Origin of the sequence: Paenibacillus sp. Cedars, from assembly GCF_003184205.1 — a bacterium.
Lineage (GTDB): Bacteria > Bacillota > Bacilli > Paenibacillales > Paenibacillaceae > Paenibacillus_AQ > Paenibacillus_AQ glucanolyticus.
Genome location: NZ_CP020866.1, coordinates 6,267,790 through 6,287,073 on the forward strand (window position 1 = coordinate 6,267,790; position 19,284 = coordinate 6,287,073).

Sequence of the window (19,284 nt, forward strand, 5' to 3'; positions counted from 1 at the left end):
CTAGCCGGCAGATTCGGCTCTGGCTCGCTTGCGCTGCTGCACCCAGGTTTGGACCCCGATCAGGATCCACTCAATCAGGTGGAAGAACAGCGCAATGAACAGCGATTGCAGCCAGCCTCCGATCGGAATGGCCGGTATCAGCAGGGACACGATGTATAGCAGAACCGTATCGAATGCAATCGTAACGGCTTGCTTGATATAGATGGAGGCGTCCTTGCGAAGGAGCAGCCGCAGCAAGGCGATGACCAATGGGTGAATAAGGCTCTCGAAGATCAGGAATCCGATCAGAACGATGAGCGAGAAGCCCAGCAATACGCCATTGCTGTCGAAGGCAAGGGTGTCGCCGGATCCCGCTGGGTCGGGCAATGGGAACCACCCCGCATATAACATAGCGAAGAGCTCAAGCGGTATAATAATGAAGGCTGACAACAGTGGGATAACCCACAGCTTCTTACGGAAGGGAACATGGGGCTCCCCGTCACGCCGCGATATGTAATTGATCATCAGATTGATAAGGCCGAACAGGATCAGCAGGATGAGTGCTGTCAGGATGAGCTGTACGTTGTTCATTTCGGAGCACCTCCTCGCTTAGTGTAAACTGGATATCTATATGTTGACATTACCAAAGTCAGGGACGTTTGTCAGTTTCTTTACAACTAGAACGATTCCGAAGGACATTTTGTTGGGACTAATGCAGGTTATGCGTGATATCCAGCCAAACCAGTATAGAAGATAAACGCAACAGATGCTAAAAAATTAAATGAGGTGGAACGTTTGCCGAACTTTCAACAACTGGGTATTGACGAACAAAGAGTAAGGAAACTGAAGGAGCAGGGAATTACGGTGCCGACTCCGGTGCAACAAGAGAGCATCCCGCTGCTGATCGATGGAAAAGATGTTATCGCCCGGGCACGCACCGGCACCGGGAAGACGCTGGCTTTCATGCTGCCGATTCTGCAGCAGATCGATCCCAAGCGGGCGTATCCGCAGGCGCTCATTATTGCGCCAACGCGGGAGCTGGCATTGCAAATTACGGAAGAAGCCAAGAAGCTCACAGCCGGAGAGCCGGATGGCATTAAGATTCTGGCGGTATATGGCGGGCAGGACGTGGAGAAGCAGCTGCGCAAGCTTGAGGGCGGGCGCCACCTGATCATTGGCACACCTGGACGTCTGCTGGATCATTTACGCCGCGGCACGCTGGAGCTGGGCGGTGTCAAACAGCTGGTGCTGGATGAAGCCGATCAGATGCTGCATATGGGCTTCCTGGATGATGTGGAGGCGCTGATTCACGCACTTCCATATCGGCGTCAGACGATGCTCTTCTCTGCCACGATGCCTGCCGGGGTGAAGCAGCTGGCTGGAAACTATATGAATCAACCGGTTGATATAGTCATTAAAGGAGCCTCCCCGATTCCGCTGGAGCAGATTCAGCAGGTAGTGGTCGAGTGTACGGACCGCTCGAAGCAGGATGCCTTGCGTACGATGATTGAGCAGTATAACCCGTTCCTGGCGATTATCTTCTGCCGGACGAAGCGCAGAGCGAGTATCTTGAATGATGCGCTGCTGGCCCATGGCTACCAGTCGGACGAGCTGCACGGGGACCTGTCCCAGGCGAAGCGGGAAGCGGTGATGAAGCGATTCCGGGATGCCAAGCTGCAGCTGCTGGTGGCAACGGACGTTGCTGCCAGGGGGCTTGACGTGGAAGGCGTTACGCATGTATTTAACTACGACATGCCTCATGATGTCGAGAGTTACATCCATCGCATCGGACGGACCGGACGGGCCGGGGGTAACGGAATGGCGATCACCTTCGCGGCTGGCAAGGACCTTAATGACCTGCAGCGAATTGAAGAAGGAATTTCCCTGCGTTTAAAGCGTGTGCGTTATGACTCTGGTGCTGGCAGCCTTCGGGAAAGCACTGGCGATTCAGGCAGGGATGCAGGCAGACCGAGAAACACAAGAAGTGTCTCCTCACTCGAATCCGATAATGAACGTGGACAAGGCAGAGGCCGTGCGGATCGTGGGACGGGCTCCGGGCGGAGCCGGGGTAACCATTCTGGAAGCGCGCGCGGCGAGCAGAGCCGGGGAAGAGGCGAGTCGTCACGCCGGGATGAGCGTGGAACTGGCCGGGTCAGCAGCCGCGAGGGTCGCGCAGGCGAAGGCCGAGGACCGTCACTGGCTGGTGAACGTGGCAGCAGCAGCCGCGGGGGTCGCGCAGGCGAAGGCCGAGGACCGTCACAGGCTGGTGGACGTGGCGGCAGCAGCCGTGAAGGTCGCGCAGGCGAAGGCCGTGGGCCGTCACAGGCCGGAGTGCGCGGCAGCAGCAGCGGACGCGGGCAATCCAGGACCGAAAGCCGGGGGAGTCAGAACAGTCGCGGTGGTCAAGGCGGTACTCGTAATTCCGAAGGCCACGGTGCAAGAGGCCAAGGCGGCGGACGGCGCGGCGGGCGTTAAGTACTGAGGGAATTTTTAGGAGAAACCTGTTTCAATTCGGGTGAGCACGGTTAAGTACAGAGCGTTACCTAGTCGAAGACAAGGAGGCGTTATCATGTCTGAACATAATCATGTTGTGAATAAGAATGGTGAGCTGGATGTGAGTAAGGTTGACCATGCGCTGGACCGAATTGACGATGGGGATAAGGAGCGGATTCTGGCTGACTTTGATGCCTTCCAATCCTATTTGAACAAGCGAATTCAGCTTGCTGAGAGCATCGGTTTGAATGAAGAGCAGCTCGCTCAGGCCGCAGAGAAGGTAGCAGGTTACCTGGCGGCAAATGAGGAGCCCCGTAATTCCGAGGAGAAGCTTCTTCAGGAATTATGGAAGGTTGGTACACAAGCGGAGCAGCATCAGCTGGCTCATCTGCTTGTTAAACTGGCTCAGAACCGTACGGCTCAGTAAGGCGAAGAATGAAACGAAAACCTTCCCCGGCCGCTGTCGGGGGAGGTTTTTTGGTTCGGAACAACGGCATGAAACCATAAACATAATTTATGGGAGGCAGGGCCTTGTTTCATTTTCGTTACATATTGTTTTCTCCGATAACAACAATAGAATATAAGGAGGGAGTTACCTGAATGTCTCTGGTGATTCATGAGCAGAGAAAACCCCAAATGCAGCCCTTTTATTGGGTGATTACCTTCGAAATGCACGTGCTGGGGCTGCTCCTTAGCTTGGTGCTAACGATGGGACCCTTGATTCTGCTGTACCTCTGGACCCATATTTGGTCCTGGATAAGTCTAGCTGCCATACCTGCAGGCATCTTTATGGGAGCTAAGCTGTTTAGAAGCTTGAAGGGACATGTCTGGACCAACACACATCTGGATGAGTACTTGTTATATGAGGATCATGTGGAGTACGAGAGGTGGGACCCAGAGTCAAAAGATTCGTTCAAGGGGAGCCTATGGCTCGGCGATGTGAAGGAAATATACTATGGAAGGTATATTTTTTCATATAGTTATGCCTATAAGAAGAGCAAAATGAGCGAAACACTGCCTATGGCAGAACTGATGCCAGTCCTGTATCTCGTGGGTACAGGAGAGCAGGGGGACCGGACGGTGGCCATTCCTTTTATCGATCCGATGGATGCCAACCGCTGGCTGGAGGTCATAGGTCGGCGGGACCTTCCGATATATCTGACCTCGATCATCGTACAGGATCTGGCAGATGAATCGGTTGCCGATGTGCTTCGCGAAGACGAGGATTTGGAACAGACCGCATTCGACGGCAACATAGAGCGGGAATATCGGCCTTATCTGGACCGTCTCTTGCAGGAGAGCGGTGAGGAGCGGGAACTGACGGAAGAAGAACTGAATCAGCTGGAATACGAGATGAAGCTGTACCAATACGAAGAGGCGCTTCAAAAGCGGAGATCGGCGTTTCGCGGAACGGGGCTGCTTGCCTGGCTGGTATTCCCTGTTCAGTTCGGCATCGCATTCTGGTTGACCCGTGCGGCAGAGCAAGGTACCGTGGATCCGGAACAAATGCTGTACCCGATTCTGCTTCTTGGACTTTTCTCCATTCTGTTTTTTGTTCTGGTGAAATGGATGCGCTGGCTGCAGATTCTCATCTTCCCGGGGGTCACGTTCATTACGTTTGTTTTTTTGGACTTCTCCGAAGTTGAAACCGACCCTTCTTACCAGATGTCGAGCATGATGCTTGCCATGACCATGCTGTCTCTGCCGGTGGTTACTCTTATCTATTTGGGTATACGGCATATGCGCAAAGGACGTGACATCAAGAAACTCCCGCCCATCCCAGAGCCCTGCCAGCCTGTGTCCCAAACGAATGATGCAGGTGTCAGGCCAGAAAACCATCTGTCAACTTGAGCTTGATAATATAAACGAAGAACGCAGCCCTCATACCTCGGGCTGCGCTTCATAATGGAATCGATACGTTGTCATGGGGTGGCTGGTGAACGTGGAATCCAGCTTTTTCTTCTCACCCGGTTCCAGTGTCACGCCTTCGTAGGTCTTGATAAATACCTCTTCATCCTCGCTGTCGTAGAGGTAAACCCGGATATGACCACTGAATGTTTGAGTCGCATGATAGTTGCCTGCATAGACCACGATATCGGCGTCATCCTCATTCTTATATGCACCGACATAAGCGATGACGTAATCCTGAGTCCCATGAAGCTGACCGTTTGCTTGTTTGTCCTCATACCGCTGATCCAGGCTTTGTATCATCGTTTCTTCCTTGTACAGGGATTCCTGGGTGATCAGGCCGATCGGGATCGTCAGCATAAAGTAGAAGATGAGCGCTGAGAGCCCTGTGCTTCGCAGCACCGTCTTCTTGTCATATCCACCCATGATCAGTCCGATAAATGCAATCAGGACCATGAGAAGGACGATGAGATGCCATGGAGATAAAAACATTTCGGGGTATAATTTCATTGCTCTTGCCTCGCTTATGTATGAGTATATGATGGATACATAAGATCCAACCCTCTCGGGTCATTACCCTGCTGGCCTGCTGTCTAAACATGCTTGTTTGTCATCAAGTATATGTCCGTTCATTATGGCAAAGCATGCAATGTAGGCTGCAGTTCATAGTACCATTCAATTCGATACAAAAGGATACACTTTATGCTCTTTATGGCCATATCAGAACCGGGATTTGGTTTGACGGCATTTATTCGGTATGATGGAGGGAGACCACAAGGCTTCAGCGTCACGGCAGGAGTCTAATGTCCATTCAAAACAAAGCCGGGGAGGAGATCCAAAGATGTCAGTTTATGAATATCAAGCAACAAACCCATCAGGCCAGGAAGTTTCACTCGATCAGTATTCAGGCAAGGTTCTGATTATAGCGAATACGGCAAGTCAATGTGGTCTTACGCCACAATATGGCGAGCTTCAGCAGTTGTATGACCAGTACGGCCAGCAAGGGCTGCAGGTTCTTGGCTTCCCGTGCAATCAGTTTGGCGGACAGGAGCCGGGGACAAGTGAAGAGGCAGCATCGTTCTGTCAAATAAACTATGGTGTGAAATTTCCGGTTTTCGAGAAGATTGATGTGAACGGGGAAGGGGCGCATCCGTTGTTTCAATATTTGAAATCGGAGCAGCCAGGACCGAATGAAGGCGGGGAGATCGCCTGGAATTTTACGAAGTTCCTGGTGGATCGTGAGGGTAACGTTGTTCAGCGGTTCGAACCGCGCGACACACCTGAATCGATGAAGAGTGCTATCGAATCACTGCTGGGTTAAAGGCAGAATATATCACTAATATAACAGGGCTGTTTCCTAACAGGGCGTATTTGTCCGCAGGAGAACAGTCCTGTTTTTTCTTTTGGAACGAATATATTAACTTGAGGCTAACTCCTTCAGGGCATCCTCTATATGACGCTGGCCTTGAATCAGATCAAACGTGGTATTCTCCGTCTCCGGCAGTGAAAGACACAACACCGCGGCATGCGCAACATCATGACGGGATACGGGCCCGGCCTTCGGGAGATTGGAATCCGCTTCAACCGTTCCGGCAGGCTCATGATCCGTTAACTCTCCTGCCCGAATGATGGTGTGAGTTAGCGTACTCTCGGCAAGAATGACTTCTGCCTTATGCTTAGCGAGCAGATATGGTTTCAGCTCAGGCAGGTTCCCCGGATTCTTGGTCTCCATACAGCTGATCATAATAAAGCGTGGAATCCCTTCAAGCACGCACTGCTCGATCAGCCGGACGGTGCCGATTTGATCGGTCTCCTGCGGATCCTCGGTGACCCCGGCCCCCACTGCACAAATAACGGCATCGACGTCCTTCAGGCCACCTGAATAAGTCTGAGCCAAATCGCCGACAATTCCTTCTGCACCATCCTGCTCCATATTTCGCTTATGATCCTCATCCGGAATGAGACCGCGCACTTGATATCCTTTTTGTACAAGGAGCTTCGCAATCAGCCTTCCGGTTGTTCCACCGGCTCCAGCAACAAATACGGTAGTCATCTCCAAACACCTCCTGCACACCATTACCCGCTGTCGGTTGTTTCAAAAAGGGCATATTCTGTTATTAATTAAGAAAACCTGTTTGAGGCCTCATGTTCTAATCTCACTTATCGGAACGACATCTGTTAGCTTGCCCTGATTTGAAGCCGGTATGCTGAGGGTTTTAAGGTCCATTTATACGATGCTCACGTTGTCAATCTCATCGGCAATTGTCATCGCATCAGTCCATATTTTTTATCACTCACACCATGTGAATTTATGAACAATGTGTGAAATTCGAAATCGCCTATTGAACTGTGAAATAAATCACATTATAATGAGACTATAAAGTGAAAATATTCACAATAATTTTTCCAGTCGCTGCATTCAAGTTCATCAAGGGTTACCAAGCATGAATCCAGTCAAAACAGCTCATCTTAAACAAATATAAAGCTTCAAATTTGGAGGAGGAAAAAACCATGAAAGTTGCCGTTATCGGTTGTACCCATGCAGGAACGTCCGCCATTGTAAATACCGCCAAGCTTTACCCCGATGCACAGATTACCGTTTATGAACGCAATGATAATATCTCTTTCCTGTCGTGTGGCATCGCGCTTTATGTCGGGGGCGTTGTAAAAGATCCTGATGGATTGTTCTACTCTTCACCTCAGAAGCTCGACGAGCTGGGTGTTGAGACCAAGATGAAACATGAGATTATTTCGGTGGATACAGATCGCAAAATTTTGAAAGTTCGTAATCTGGTTACATCGGAAACCTTTGAAGATACGTTTGATAAGCTGATCGTAACAACTGGATCGTGGCCTATTGTGCCTAAGCTTGAGGGCATTGATCTGAATAATATTCTGCTCTGCAAAAACTATAACCATTCCAACACCATCATCGAAAAGGCACAAGGTGCGAAGCACATTACGGTGGTTGGCGCAGGTTACATCGGCGTGGAGCTTGTAGAGGCTTTCCAGCAGAACGGCAAGCAGGTCACCCTCATCGACAGCGCCGACCGCATTCTGAACAAATATCTCGACCCTGAATTTAGCGGCAAGGTGGAAGAATCCTTCCGGGAAAAAGGGATCGAGATGGCGATGGGTCAGACGGTAACCTCTTTCCAGGGGGAGGATGGCAACGTGAACAAGGTCATCACCGACAAGGGTGAGATCGACACGGACCTGGTTATCCTCTGTATCGGCTTCCGCCCGAACACGGAGCTGTTGAAGGGGCAAGTGGATATGTTGAAAAATGGCGCCATCGTTGTGGATCAATATATGCAGACCAGCAAGCGGGATGTGTATGCGGCGGGCGACTGCTGCTCGGTCCTCTACAATCCGACGGGGAAAATGATGTATATTCCTCTGGCCACCAACGCAGTACGGATGGGTACGCTTGTTGCCCGCAACCTCGTGCAGCCGACAACGCCTTATATGGGCACCCAGGGGACCTCGGGATTGAAAATATACGAGCACAACATTGCATCGACAGGCTTAACCGAAGGATCTGCCAAAGACGAAGATCTTAAAGTGGAGACAGTATCCATAACGGATCACTACCGTCCGGAGTTTATGCCAACCTTCGAACCGGTCACGCTGAAGGTGGTATATGAACAGGATAGCCGCCGGATATTGGGTGCGCAGATCATTTCCAGAGTGGATATGACACAGTCCATCAACACGCTGTCGGTATGCATACAGAATCGCATGACTATCGACGAGCTGGCATTCATCGACTTTTTCTTCCAGCCGCATTACAACAAGCCGTGGAACTTCCTGAACACGGCTGGCTTGCAGGCATTGCCTGAGATCGAGACGAAAGCTCCGATACATTCTTAATGAGACAACAGTTGGAAGACCCCCTGATTCGGGGGTCTTTTTCTTGTTTAAGAATAATCGCGCAAGCAAAACTTCTTCTGAAACGCTTCCGTCTTCCATAAAAGGGAATCGATCGATTTATGTTTTTATGAAGGATTCAGGGTTTTTAAGGCGAAATGGAAATGGTCCGCACATTTAGATATAGTCTTTCAGAGAGGTAGGATAATAGAATGAATAAAAAAGTTATGATGGTCGCGGCTGTGTTGTTTTCCATGCTGCTGACAGCTGCTTGTTCCAATGATCAGGCCGATCCCCCGGCAGAGACTCCACCGGCCGTTGTGGGTAACGAGGGGGCGGATGAGAAGGATCCGTCTGCAGAAGAATCGTCTACAGAACCGATCCAAGAGGATAAGGAATCAACTGCAAATACAGATGTGAAACCGATTGGCGAGCCTGCGGCTGTGGGCGACACGGTGGATTATCACGGCGCGGTCATTACGCTGAACAGCGTACGCGATTCGGAGGGCGATGAATACTTAAAGCCTCAGGCTGGCCATACGTTTAAGGTTGTTGAGCTTACTGTGAAGAACAATGGACAGGAGCCGCTTGTCATATCATCAGCGCTGTCTTTTTCCTTGACGGATTCAAGTGATCTTAACTACACGGTCCCTATTACGGATGATGTGAAGATGCTGGATGGTACGGTTGCACCAGGCGGAGAATTAAAAGGTGAAATTCCGTACGAAGTGAAACAGGGCGTTCAGGGGCTGCAGCTAAGTTACGGCGATCCGATGAAAGAAGGAAGGGCCATTTGGACAGTGGAATAATGGAAGCCTCATTAGAATTGATTGTGAGATGGAAGGGATTTTGCTGGGCAGGGCAGAATCCCTTTTTTTTCTGTGCATCTGTTGCTGACTTTACACGGGGAGATGTTTTCAGTATGATTATGAGTAAACCGCATAGTCGGTTTCTTGTGAGGGGATGGATTCCATGAACCTTGACTTTCATTTTTATTAAGGGAAAGGTCTTGGCTTTGCGGCTAAGATCGTTATTCCAGACAAGGAGTGCTTACATCTATGTCTTCAGAAAAAGCGCAGCGAAAGCGGGATTTGATTCTGGATAAAGCGAAAGAGCTGTTCATTCAGCGCGGGTATGCGGCTACATCGATGGATGAACTGGTCAAATATACAGGTGCCAGCAAGGGCAGCATTTATTATCACTTCGAAAGTAAGGAAGATTTGTTTGTCAAGCTGCTGGCGAAGCAGAATCAGGAATGGATGGAAGGCTGGAACGATAAAAAAGCCCATTACATCAATTTCGAAGAGAAGCTGTATGGAATAGCCGATCATATGGTTGATGATTTTCAGAATCCGCTGACCAAGATTGCGGAGGAGTTCTATATCAATCAGCCGGAGAATAAGACGATTGTGGCCGAGATGCTTGCTATTTTGCAGGGTCCGCGTACGCTGTACCGAGAGATTATGCTGGAGGGTGCGCGCGAGGGACGGATATCGGAAGGGGATATTGATGAGATCTCCATTATTTTTGGATCGCTGCTGGATGGGTTGTCGATTTCTTACTATGAACGATCCCAGGAGAAATCAAGGATTTTATACCGCAAGGGCGTTACGTACTTTTTAAAAGGTGTGTTAACGAATGGAAGGCCGTAGTTTACATCAGGAAATGATCAGAAGCGTGTTATCGTTCTTGGAACGGGCAAAAGGCGTTTCTGTAATTATAATTAAACCGAACAGTCGGTTTTATATTAGGGTGATGGAAACATGAGGCAATTGTTTGGAAACCGTGCGTTTGTACTGCTTATGGTCTCTGATTTTATGCAAAATATAGGGATCTGGATCCGCAACATGGCGCTGTTGTTCTTCATTATGGAAAAGAGCAACCATGACCCGGTCGCCGTATCGCTGCTTACGGTCATTGAATACGTACCGATTTTTGTCATCTCCATGATCGGTGGTGTGCTGGCAGACCGCTGGCGGCCGAAGCGGACGATGATATGGGGCGACGTGTTAAGCTTCTTATCTATCCTGCTTATTCTGTTCGTGGTGTTAGCGGGATACTGGCAGGCGGTGTTTGCCGTTACGCTGGTATCAGCGGTTGTGTCGCAATTTTCGCAGCCTTCGTCGATGAAGATCATCAAGCGGTGCCTGCCGGATGAACATGTGCCAGCGGCAACAGCTTTATCCCAGACGTTAATGTCGCTGTTTATTATTTTGGGTCCCATGGTTGGAACGACGATTTATCAAACTTTTGGCCTTCTAGCTTCATTAATAAGCCTGCTGGTTCTGTTCGCTGCTTCAGCGATCGTATTAACCTTCCTCCCTTCGAGTGTAGATCAAGCACCGGATACCACAGAATCTGCCGGTTCTTTACTGAAGGATATGAAGGCCGGATTTTCTTACATCGCTTCCAGTCGATTGCTGAAAGTGCTGCTCGTGGTCTACATGGTATTGGCGCTTGGCAGCGGACTCGTACAGCCTTTGGATATCTTTGTCATAACGGAGCGGCTCCAGCTGGATATGTCCAGCGTCCAGTGGTTTACGGCTCTGGAAGGTCTGGGCATGCTGATTGGCGGACTGATCGCCGCTGTTATTGCAGGTAAGGTAAAAGGCACCTACTTGCTGTTTGCAGGGCTTTCGTTTCTGGGACTCTCAACCTTTGTAGAGGTGCTGTCCCAGTGGCCGATGCTGACCGGCACGATGCGATTTTTGACCGGGGTGCTGATGGCGATGGCTCAAACCGTATTAATGGCGGTAATGATGCAGCAGGTGGATGAGAAATTCATCGGTCGGCTGGGTGGCGTGATGATGCCGGTCTTTACCGGCATGATGCTGATCGGCTCCGGGTTTACGGGATGGTATATGTCGGCAACCTCGATTGTTGTGGTGTATTTCACGGCGGGAGCCCTCTTCCTGTTGTCGTCCTTCATCAGCATGAAGCTTCCGATTTCCAGGGAACCTGTCCAGGAGGAAGCGGAAGCGCCTGTAAGTGTAAACGCCACGGTCAAGGTGTAACCTCTGGGGAGGAGAGTCGCTGGTCTAAGTCGCAGGATGGATGAAGAGCTGCTGATTACTCTAATTCTGTACAGAAACTGCAAGTTAGGTAAAGCGCACGATAAGCGGACTGAATGTTGGCTCAATCTGACATGGGGGTGCACATTCTGGAGGTTCGTTTGATCTGACAATTCAGTACATTTACTGGATTTCAGCTCTATCTAACATTTCGGCACACTCTCATGCATACCAGCTCCATCTCTAACGGACATCAGAAGCGTTATTTGCGCTAATTGTACTTTCTGGATTTCAGCTTTATTTAACATTCCGGCACGCTCTCGGGACATCAGCTCCATCTAACGGACATCAGGAGCGCTATTTGTGCTAATTAGCTTATATAGTAAATGTAACGGACACCAGCGTCGCTATGAAGCTGGATAGAAGGACATTTCCCATCAAATTGACTTAATAACGCCTCTCAGGTCCGTTAGAATTCAAAAAGCTAATTTTTCCGCCCAATAGCGTCTCTTCAGTCCGTTAGACCAGTCCACTGGGCTGGTGTACTCCTGGATGTGAGCTCAATCTGACATTAGGATGCACTTTGTGGATGGTTAGCTCCATCCAACATTGGGGTACACTTTCTGGAAGCTAGCTTGATTTAACATTTCGCTACACTCTCATGTACACCTGCTCCATCTCTAACGGACATCAGGAGCGCTATTTGTGCTAATTAGCTTATATAGTAAATGTAACGGACACCAGCGTCGCTATGAAGCCGGATAGAAGGACATTTCCCATCAAATTGACTAAATAACGCCTCTCAAGTCCGTTAGAATTCAAAAAGCTACTTTTTCCGTCCAATAGCGTCTCTCCAGTCCGTTAGACCAGTCCACTGGGCTGGTGTACTCCTGAATGTGGGCTCAATATAACATTGGGGTGCACTATCTGGAAGTTAGCTTGATTTAACATTCGGCACCTCTCGGGTGCCAGCTCTATTCAACGGACTTCACCAGCGTTATTTGCGCTAATTAGCTTGATCTGACAATTCGCTATACTCTCATGGACACCAGTTCCATCTCTAACGGACATCAGGAGCGCTATTTGTGCTAATTAGCTTATATAGTAAATGTAACGGACACCAGCGTCGCTATGAAGCCGGATAGAAGGACATTTCCCATCAAATTGACTAAATAACGCCTCTCAAGTCCGTTAGACCAGTCCACTGGGCTGGTGTCTTCTGAATGTGAGCTCAATCGGACATTAGGATGCACTTTGGAGCTCCATCCAACATTGGGGTACACTTTCTGGAAGCTAGCTTGATTTGCCATTTCGGCACACTCTCATGCACACCAGCTCTATCTCTAACGGACATCAGAAGCGTTATTTGCGCTAATTAGCTTCTATTATGAACGTAACGGACACCAGCGTCGCTATGAGGCCAGATAAAAGGACATTTCCCATCAAATTGACTAAATAACGCCTCTAAGGTCCGTTAGAATTCAAAAAGCTACTTTTTCCATCCAATAGCGTCTCTTTAGTCCGTTAGACAACCAACTGCCCTATAGTTCTAAAACGAGCGTACTTATCAACGGTTATTGGGTATTTCGGGTAAACAACGGTTTTCGGATAAATAACGGTGATCGGGTAAAGCAGCATATTCCATAAAAAATAGCGGTGTATGGATTTAATCCACACACCGCTATTTTGCGTACCCTTGCTCAGATTGAGCAGGCAAATTGCTCTAATCAAAGAATGTTGTCTGAACCAATAAACAGAGGGGCTCTAACGTCCGGCGGTTATTCCTATCATCCCAAGTGGTTTGACATCCTATCCTGTAAGGGTGATCTACTCGTAACCGGATGAGTCGCCTTTTGACAATGCGCTATGCCTGTATCCGTATATAGCGTAGATGACGACACCGAGTCCGATCCATACAATGAACCCGATCCAGGTAATCCACTGCAGCGTGGTCAGCAGATAGAGACAGCTGGCAACAGCAATCAAAGGCAGCCAAGGCACAAACGGCACGCGGAAGGTGCGTTTTAGATCCGGATGTGTTTTGCGCAGCACAATGATGCCGAGCGAGACGGTAATGAAGGCAAAAAGCGTGCCGATGCTGGCCAAATCCGCCAGGTTGCCAAGGGGGACAAAGCCGGACAGCAGGGCGATGCTGATACCGGACACCCAGGTGCTGAATTCCGGCGACTTCGTTTTCGGATTGACCGAGCTCATCCGTTTCGGCAGGAGTCCGTCCCGGCCGAGTGCATACAGCAGTCGGGACTGTCCGAACATGACACCCATCAGCACGGTGGTGAGTCCAGCTATGGCCCCCAGCGAGATGAAATAGGACATCCAGTCCTGCTCGATGTAGAGCAGCGCAAAGGCAACCGGGTCTTTCACATTGAGCAGGTTGTATGGTACGAGTCCTGTCAGCACCGCGGTAACCGCAATATATAACACGGACACAATCAGCAGGGAACCCAGAATGCCGATCGGGAGGCTCTTCTGCGGATGCTTGACTTCTTCGGCTGCCGTTGCAATGACATCAAAGCCCACGTAGGCGAGGAAGGCAATGGCCGCTCCCGTCATGACACCTTCCATGCCAAATGGCAGGAACGGCGTCCAGTTATCCGGTTCCACATAGAATATCCCCACGCCGATAAATAGCAGAATGACGGCAACTTTCAGATAAACCATGAAGGTGTTAAGCCTTGTCGATTCCTTGGCTCCGCGCGATACAATCCACGTGATCAGAAGCGCGATAAATATAGCGGGCACATCCACATAGGTACCGTTGGCCGGATTAAAGGCATTGGTTATCGCGGTTGGCAGATGTATCCCGAAGCCCGCGAGGATGCTCTGGACGTAACCGGACCAGCTGCTGGATACCAAAGCGCTGGCGAAGCCGTATTCCAGAAGCAGGTCCCAGCCCATCAGCCAGGCAAAACCTTCGCCAAAGGTTGAATAGCTGTACGTATATGCACTGCCCGCCACCGGTACGGTGGAGGCGAATTCTGCGTAGCAGAGTGCACAGAAGGCGCACACCAGCCCCGCCAGCAGGAACGAAACGATTAATCCCGGTCCGGCATGGGTTGCGGCGGTGACGCCGGTTAATACAAAAATCCCTGTTCCCACGATAGAACCCACGCCGAGGATGATAAGGTCCATGGCACTGAGTTGTTTTTTTAATGCGGAACGTACTTCCCCACCTTGCATATTAGGGATCGGCTTCTTGCGAAGCAGATTGTGTTTCAAGCTCATAAATGGAGTCTCCTAGATGTTTATTTAGATAGATTTCCCCGATGTGTGACCCATCCATTCGACATTATAAAGAAAAACGAATTTCTTTGAAAGGGGGAATGTCTCATCTGAAGGCTGTCCTCCCCTGATGGACACAAACGTGACATAATTCACGTTCAAGGTGATGAAGCTGCGTTACAATGAAGGTAAACGATAAATAGGAAACCAAGAGCTGCATCGGACATACCCAATAGAACGAATGCAGGAGAAATGAGGAAGAGACCATGGCCTACTACAAACCTGATCGTATCGCAGAAATTACCGTGGAGACCGGTGTGAAAAAAGCACGCAATTCCACCTTAAATGTTATGATACTCGGCTTTTTGGCAGGGGCATTCATTGCGCTCGGCTTTCTGCTGGATATCCGCGTTATCGCCGGAGCATCTCCGGCCTGGGGAGGGATTGCCGGTTTTATAGGTGCGGCGGTATTCCCGGTCGGGCTTATTCTGGTATTGCTTGCAGGCGGAGAACTGCTGACGGGCAACATGATGGCGGTGTCCTTGGCCAGATTCAAGCAGCGGATTTCCACCAAGGAACTGATCCGGAATTTAGCGCTTGTCACGGTAAGCAACTTGGCGGGGGCATTGTTTGTTGCCTATTTCTTTGGCCATGTGACCGGGCTAACAGGCAGCGGCGTATACTTGGAGAAGCTGGTTAATATGGCAGGTCATAAGCTGGACGACAGCTTCCTGCAGGCGTTCTTGTCCGGCATCGGGTGCAACTGGCTTGTTGCGCTTGCCGTATGGCTCTCCTACGGATCGGATCAGATGAGCGGCAAAATTCTGGGGATCTGGTTCCCGACCATGGCCTTTGTAGCTATCGGCTTTCAGCACGTGGTGGCAAATATGTTCCTGATCCCGGCAGCGATATTCGAAGGTTATTACAGCTGGGGTCAGTATTTCATGAACTTCGTTCCGGTATGGCTTGGCAATTTTGTGGGCGGCTCGCTGTTTGTGGCCGCTGCTTACGGGTCTGTTTACTTGAAGAATAGCAATAGGGCGGAGGAGGTATCCGGCATTCACCATGACGCCGCAGCCGTGACAACGACTCCTGCTGCTGGAAGTCCTCCTGAGGTTCATTCAGCACAGCAGGTATCATAATAAATTCAGTATCGATTGCAGAAAATCGCGGGCACCAAGGGAACGTCTACCATAAAAAGCAAATTCGCCATGCCGGTCTCGGGGGAGGAGACACGGCATGGCGAATTTTTTGGGAGTGGTCCATGATTTGGCAAGGAAGAGAAAGGGTCTGGGTTCCTCTTCTTTGCTCTTGATAGGAATATACCCGGCAGGGAGAAGCGTGAATCACCCTATTTAGAAAAAAATGTATGACTTTACTGGAACCCTGATGTTCTTTTAAGATAAGGGATAGGATGCAGCCGAGCAGAAGGGGGAAATGGACGAAATGACTCAAGACATGATTCAGCAGGAAAATGGCATATTTCCAGGGGTATGTCCGTTGGATTGTCCCGATACATGCGGCCTGCTGCTGCATAAAGAGAACGGGAAAATCGTCAAGGTTACCGGAGATCCCGACCATCCGGTTACGCAAGGAGCCATCTGCAATAAAGTCCGCAATATGGCACACCGGGTATACCATCCGGAGCGTGTGCTCTATCCGATGCGGAGGGTAGGCGCCAAGGGAGAGGGAGCTTTCGAACGAATCAGCTGGGATGAAGCGGTTCAGGAGATTACCACGCGCTACAAGGGGCTGATCGAGGAACACGGCTCCGAGAGCATTCTGCCTTACAGCTTCTACGGCAACATGGGCATATTGAGCGTGGACGGCATGGATCGGAGATTCTTCAACAGGCTGGGCGCCAGCCGGTTGAAGCAGTCCATCTGCAATTCGGCAGGCAGTGAAGGCTGGAAGTCCGTCATGGGCTTTAACGGAGGCACCGTGCCTGAGGTCACGGTGCTGGCTGACGTCATTATCGTCTGGGGCGGCAACATCGTCAGCACCAATATGCACCAGGTGGTGCTCGCAGAGAAAGCGCGCAAGTCCGGTGCCAAGGTCATTGTCATTGATGTTCATAAAAATCAGACCGGGCAATGGGCGGATTGGTTCATTCCGCTGTTTCCGGGCACGGATGCGGCCCTGGCCGTCGGTATCATGCACATTATGTTTCGTGATGGCATGGTGAATGAGGAGTTCCTCCAGCACTATACCCTGGGTCATGAGGAGCTGCGCGAGCATGTGAGAACATACACGCCGGCGTATGTGTCTTCCATTACCGGCGTTTCGGCTGAGGATATCGAGAAGCTGGCTGAGTTGTATGGCCGAGCCCAGGTGTCTTATATCCACATCGGAAACGGACTTCAGCATCACGATAATGGCGGATTGACGGTACGCAGCATAGCGGCGCTTCCTGCTTTGACCGGACAATGGCTCAAGCGGGGCGGAGGTGCCTCCAAGTCGAATGGCGGCTATAACAGTATGGACAGCGATGCACTGGAGCGCCCGGATCTGAGACCGAATCCCGAGGCCCGAACCATCAACATGAACCGGATTGGCGAGGCGCTTGCGATGACCGAGCAGCCGATTAAGTCCGTGTTCGTTTATTGCAGCAATCCGCTCGTTGTCGCTCCAGATACGGAGCGGGTGCGCGAAGGTTTTGCACGGGAAGATCTGTTTACCGTTGTACATGACCTGTTTATGACGGACACAGCGAAATATGCAGATATCGTGCTTCCGGCAACCTCTTCATTTGAGAATACGGATCTGTTCAGTTCCTATTGGCATCAGTACATCCAGCTTCAGGAGCCGGTCATTCCGGCGCTTGGGGAGAGCAAGAGCAATGTGGAGCTGTTTTCGTTGCTGGGACGGGCCATGGGTTTCAATGAGCCTGCTTTCTATGAGACAGAAGAAGAGATGATTGCAAGGGCGCTCGACTATCCGGACAACCCTTATCTGAACGGCGTTACCTTGGACAAGCTGAAAGCGCACCGCCACGTGAAGCTCGACATGACCCCGCTGGAGACGTATCTGGACCGTCTGCCGACGCCTTCCGGCCAGATTGAGCTGTATTCGGCACAGCTGGAAGCAGCCGGTCTTCCGCCTCTTCCGACTTACGTGCCATTGAAGGAAGGATATGATGGCGTGAGGCGAGGCCGCGGGCATCAATATCCGCTGATGTTCATCTCCCCGCCGAATCACAATTTCCTGAATTCAACCTTTGCGAATGTGGAGAAACATCAGAAGTTGGAGAAGGAGCCCGCACTGCAGATCCATCCGGAGGATGCAGCGGAGCGCGGGTTACAGGATGGAGATATGGTTACGGTATATAATGACCGCGGAACCTATGAGGTCCGGGCGAAGGTAACGGATAAAATGCTGCCGGGCACCGTGGTCAGTCAAGGCTTGTGGTGGGAAGGCGAAGGCCGGAAGCAGCGTGCTAACGCCCTTACGCCGGACAGGCTGTCCGACATGGGCGAAGGGGCCACCTTTTTCTCGACGGTAGTCGAGGTCAGGGCTAAAGAGAAGGGTATCTAAAAGATGAATACGAGACTGTCTTGAAGGTCTATATGACCTGAAGGCAGTCTTTTTTTATAGATAAGAAAGTGGGGGGCTGAAAGTGATAACACATTCCGGTGGAAGTATAAAAAATCGGGGTTTTGTTATATAGCTTGAATAAATTTCCATAGGTAGAATGGTACTAAGTCAATTGCAAGCGGTTTCGGAATGGCAGAAATTCAGAGACCCGGCATGCGTTTAGATCAATTCGTAACGGGAGGATAAATATGCCGCAAGCTACTGCAGAACAGCAATCACCCATTTCCCGGCAGCCCAAAGTTCACAGTAAAAGTTTCCTCAGACGCTTGATGAAGCAATGGGATGTTCAGCTCATGGTGTTACCCGGGGTCATTCTGGTTTTCATTTTTGCCTATATGCCCATGTATGGCGTAATAACCGGTTTTATGGATTATAACCTGTTCACCGGATCAAGGATTTGGGATAACCCGTGGGTCGGTTTTAAGCATTTCGAAGCCTTTTTTGCCGCCCCCGAGTTTGAGAGGATTTTGCGCAACACGATTGTCATCAGCCTGTTGAAGTTCGTTATCGGATTTCCGGCACCGATCATACTGGCGCTTTTACTGAACGAAGTTCGCCATATGTTGTTCAAAAGAGTGATTCAAACGATCACGTATCTGCCCTATTTCTTATCGTGGGTCATCGTTGCGGGGTTTGCCACCGCCTTGCTATCCACGGAAAACGGAAGCATCAATATTTTGCTGGAGCGCATAGGGGCCATTGATGAACCGATCAATTTTCTCTCGTTGAAAGAATATTTCTGGTCGATCCTCATTTCGGCCAACGTATGGAAGGATATCGGATTTAACTCGATTGTATTCCTGGCTGCGATTGCAAGCATTGATCCTGCTCTGTACGAGGCTGCAGATATCGACGGGGCAAGCAAGGCGAAGCAGATCTACTTGATTACGCTTCCCTCGATTATGCCGGTAGTCATTATCTTTATGATTCTTGCCATCGGCAACTTGCTCAACGCAGGCTTTGAGGACATCTTGCTCCTGGCATCCAATCCTGTGCTAAGGCCGGTATCTGATGTGATTGATACGTATGTCTATCGGGTAGGCTTGGGGTCACATCGCTATTCTTATGCGGTTGCTATCGGATTGTTCAAGGCAATCATCAGTGTAGGACTGCTAACGATCGCGAACTATCTGGCTCGAAGATCTGGTAACAGCTTATGGTAAGAATCAGCAGCCCTCAGGAGGTACGG

The 19,284-nt window shown here is 50.3% G+C and carries 15 protein-coding genes; 11 read left to right on the top strand and 4 right to left on the bottom strand.

Annotated features, from left to right (window positions below):
- Window positions 1-570, bottom strand: a complete 570-nt coding sequence (locus tag B9D94_RS30135) for a hypothetical protein (RefSeq protein WP_006206998.1) — start codon at window positions 568-570, stop codon at window positions 1-3.
- 204 nt (window positions 571-774) lie between these two features.
- Here B9D94_RS30135 and B9D94_RS30140 point away from each other — a divergent pair, with 204 nt between their 5' ends.
- From B9D94_RS30140 to B9D94_RS30150, 3 genes are all read left to right on the top strand, one after another.
- Window positions 775-2,454, top strand: coding sequence for a DEAD/DEAH box helicase (locus B9D94_RS30140; RefSeq protein ID WP_006206997.1), 1,680 nt, complete (start codon window positions 775-777; stop codon window positions 2,452-2,454).
- Window positions 2,455-2,548: 94 nt separating this feature from the next.
- Entirely contained in the window at window positions 2,549-2,899 is a 351-nt protein-coding gene (locus tag B9D94_RS30145; protein WP_006206996.1) for a DUF3243 domain-containing protein, read from the top strand.
- A gap of 173 nt (window positions 2,900-3,072) precedes the next feature.
- On the top strand, window positions 3,073-4,323 hold the full coding sequence (locus B9D94_RS30150; protein ID WP_006206995.1) for a hypothetical protein: 1,251 nt from the start codon (window positions 3,073-3,075) through the stop codon (window positions 4,321-4,323).
- Between the two features lie 30 nt (window positions 4,324-4,353).
- Here B9D94_RS30150 and B9D94_RS30155 read toward each other — a convergent pair whose 3' ends face one another.
- Window positions 4,354-4,890 (bottom strand): hypothetical protein, encoded by a 537-nt coding sequence (locus tag B9D94_RS30155; RefSeq protein ID WP_082834267.1) that lies wholly within the window; start codon window positions 4,888-4,890, stop codon window positions 4,354-4,356.
- 331 nt (window positions 4,891-5,221) lie between these two features.
- Between B9D94_RS30155 and B9D94_RS30160 the strand changes: the two genes are divergently transcribed.
- Entirely contained in the window at window positions 5,222-5,701 is a 480-nt protein-coding gene (locus B9D94_RS30160) for a glutathione peroxidase (protein ID WP_006206993.1), read from the top strand.
- A 96-nt stretch (window positions 5,702-5,797) separates the two neighbouring features.
- Here the strand turns inward: B9D94_RS30160 and B9D94_RS30165 are convergent, their stop codons facing one another.
- Window positions 5,798-6,433, bottom strand: a complete 636-nt coding sequence (locus B9D94_RS30165) for an SDR family oxidoreductase (RefSeq protein WP_148248639.1) — start codon at window positions 6,431-6,433, stop codon at window positions 5,798-5,800.
- 458 nt (window positions 6,434-6,891) lie between these two features.
- On the opposite strand from B9D94_RS30165, the gene B9D94_RS30170 reads away from it, so the two are divergent.
- The 4 genes from B9D94_RS30170 (at window position 6,892) to B9D94_RS30185 (ending at window position 11,264) form a co-directional block, all read left to right on the top strand.
- Window positions 6,892-8,253, top strand: a complete 1,362-nt coding sequence (locus tag B9D94_RS30170; RefSeq protein ID WP_148248640.1) for an FAD-dependent oxidoreductase — start codon at window positions 6,892-6,894, stop codon at window positions 8,251-8,253.
- A gap of 209 nt (window positions 8,254-8,462) precedes the next feature.
- A complete protein-coding gene (locus B9D94_RS30175) occupies window positions 8,463-9,059 on the top strand; it encodes a DUF4352 domain-containing protein (RefSeq protein WP_063478032.1) in 597 nt (198 codons plus the stop codon).
- A 249-nt stretch (window positions 9,060-9,308) separates the two neighbouring features.
- A complete protein-coding gene (locus B9D94_RS30180) occupies window positions 9,309-9,902 on the top strand; it encodes a TetR/AcrR family transcriptional regulator (protein ID WP_148248641.1) in 594 nt (197 codons plus the stop codon).
- 111 nt (window positions 9,903-10,013) lie between these two features.
- A complete protein-coding gene (locus B9D94_RS30185; protein WP_148248642.1) occupies window positions 10,014-11,264 on the top strand; it encodes an MFS transporter in 1,251 nt (416 codons plus the stop codon).
- Window positions 11,265-13,088: 1,824 nt separating this feature from the next.
- Here B9D94_RS30185 and B9D94_RS30190 read toward each other — a convergent pair.
- Window positions 13,089-14,459 (bottom strand): amino acid permease, encoded by a 1,371-nt coding sequence (locus tag B9D94_RS30190; RefSeq protein WP_100086554.1) that lies wholly within the window; start codon window positions 14,457-14,459, stop codon window positions 13,089-13,091.
- Window positions 14,460-14,767: 308 nt separating this feature from the next.
- Here B9D94_RS30190 and B9D94_RS30195 point away from each other — a divergent pair, with 308 nt between their 5' ends.
- The 3 genes from B9D94_RS30195 to B9D94_RS30205 all read left to right on the top strand — a co-directional run bounded on the left by B9D94_RS30195 (window position 14,768) and on the right by B9D94_RS30205 (window position 19,258).
- Window positions 14,768-15,643 carry a formate/nitrite transporter family protein gene (locus B9D94_RS30195; RefSeq protein ID WP_148248643.1) on the top strand — a complete coding sequence of 292 codons (876 nt, stop codon included), beginning with the start codon at window positions 14,768-14,770 and terminating at the stop codon, window positions 15,641-15,643.
- Window positions 15,644-15,947: 304 nt separating this feature from the next.
- Window positions 15,948-18,035 carry a molybdopterin-containing oxidoreductase family protein gene (locus B9D94_RS30200; protein ID WP_148248644.1) on the top strand — a complete coding sequence of 696 codons (2,088 nt, stop codon included), beginning with the start codon at window positions 15,948-15,950 and terminating at the stop codon, window positions 18,033-18,035.
- 248 nt (window positions 18,036-18,283) lie between these two features.
- Window positions 18,284-19,258 (top strand): ABC transporter permease, encoded by a 975-nt coding sequence (locus B9D94_RS30205; protein ID WP_148248645.1) that lies wholly within the window; start codon window positions 18,284-18,286, stop codon window positions 19,256-19,258.
- Window positions 19,259-19,284: the final 26 nt, after the last annotated feature.

What these genes read in the sequence shown, in the direction of transcription:
- B9D94_RS30160 (WP_006206993.1), top strand. Translation starts at nt 5,222, where the DNA reads ATGTCAGTTTATGAATATCAAGCAACAAACCCATCAGGCCAGGAAGTT.
- B9D94_RS30185 (WP_148248642.1), top strand. Translation starts at nt 10,014, where the DNA reads ATGAGGCAATTGTTTGGAAACCGTGCGTTTGTACTGCTTATGGTCTCT.
- B9D94_RS30170 (WP_148248640.1), top strand. Translation starts at nt 6,892, where the DNA reads ATGAAAGTTGCCGTTATCGGTTGTACCCATGCAGGAACGTCCGCCATT.
- B9D94_RS30165 (WP_148248639.1), bottom strand. Translation starts at nt 6,433, where the DNA reads ATGACTACCGTATTTGTTGCTGGAGCCGGTGGAACAACCGGAAGGCTG.
- B9D94_RS30150 (WP_006206995.1), top strand. Translation starts at nt 3,073, where the DNA reads ATGTCTCTGGTGATTCATGAGCAGAGAAAACCCCAAATGCAGCCCTTT.
- B9D94_RS30190 (WP_100086554.1), bottom strand. Translation starts at nt 14,459, where the DNA reads ATGCAAGGTGGGGAAGTACGTTCCGCATTAAAAAAACAACTCAGTGCC.
- B9D94_RS30175 (WP_063478032.1), top strand. Translation starts at nt 8,463, where the DNA reads ATGAATAAAAAAGTTATGATGGTCGCGGCTGTGTTGTTTTCCATGCTG.
- B9D94_RS30155 (WP_082834267.1), bottom strand. Translation starts at nt 4,890, where the DNA reads ATGAAATTATACCCCGAAATGTTTTTATCTCCATGGCATCTCATCGTC.
- B9D94_RS30205 (WP_148248645.1), top strand. Translation starts at nt 18,284, where the DNA reads ATGCCGCAAGCTACTGCAGAACAGCAATCACCCATTTCCCGGCAGCCC.
- B9D94_RS30145 (WP_006206996.1), top strand. Translation starts at nt 2,549, where the DNA reads ATGTCTGAACATAATCATGTTGTGAATAAGAATGGTGAGCTGGATGTG.
- B9D94_RS30135 (WP_006206998.1), bottom strand. Translation starts at nt 570, where the DNA reads ATGAACAACGTACAGCTCATCCTGACAGCACTCATCCTGCTGATCCTG.
- B9D94_RS30180 (WP_148248641.1), top strand. Translation starts at nt 9,309, where the DNA reads ATGTCTTCAGAAAAAGCGCAGCGAAAGCGGGATTTGATTCTGGATAAA.
- B9D94_RS30200 (WP_148248644.1), top strand. Translation starts at nt 15,948, where the DNA reads ATGACTCAAGACATGATTCAGCAGGAAAATGGCATATTTCCAGGGGTA.
- B9D94_RS30195 (WP_148248643.1), top strand. Translation starts at nt 14,768, where the DNA reads ATGGCCTACTACAAACCTGATCGTATCGCAGAAATTACCGTGGAGACC.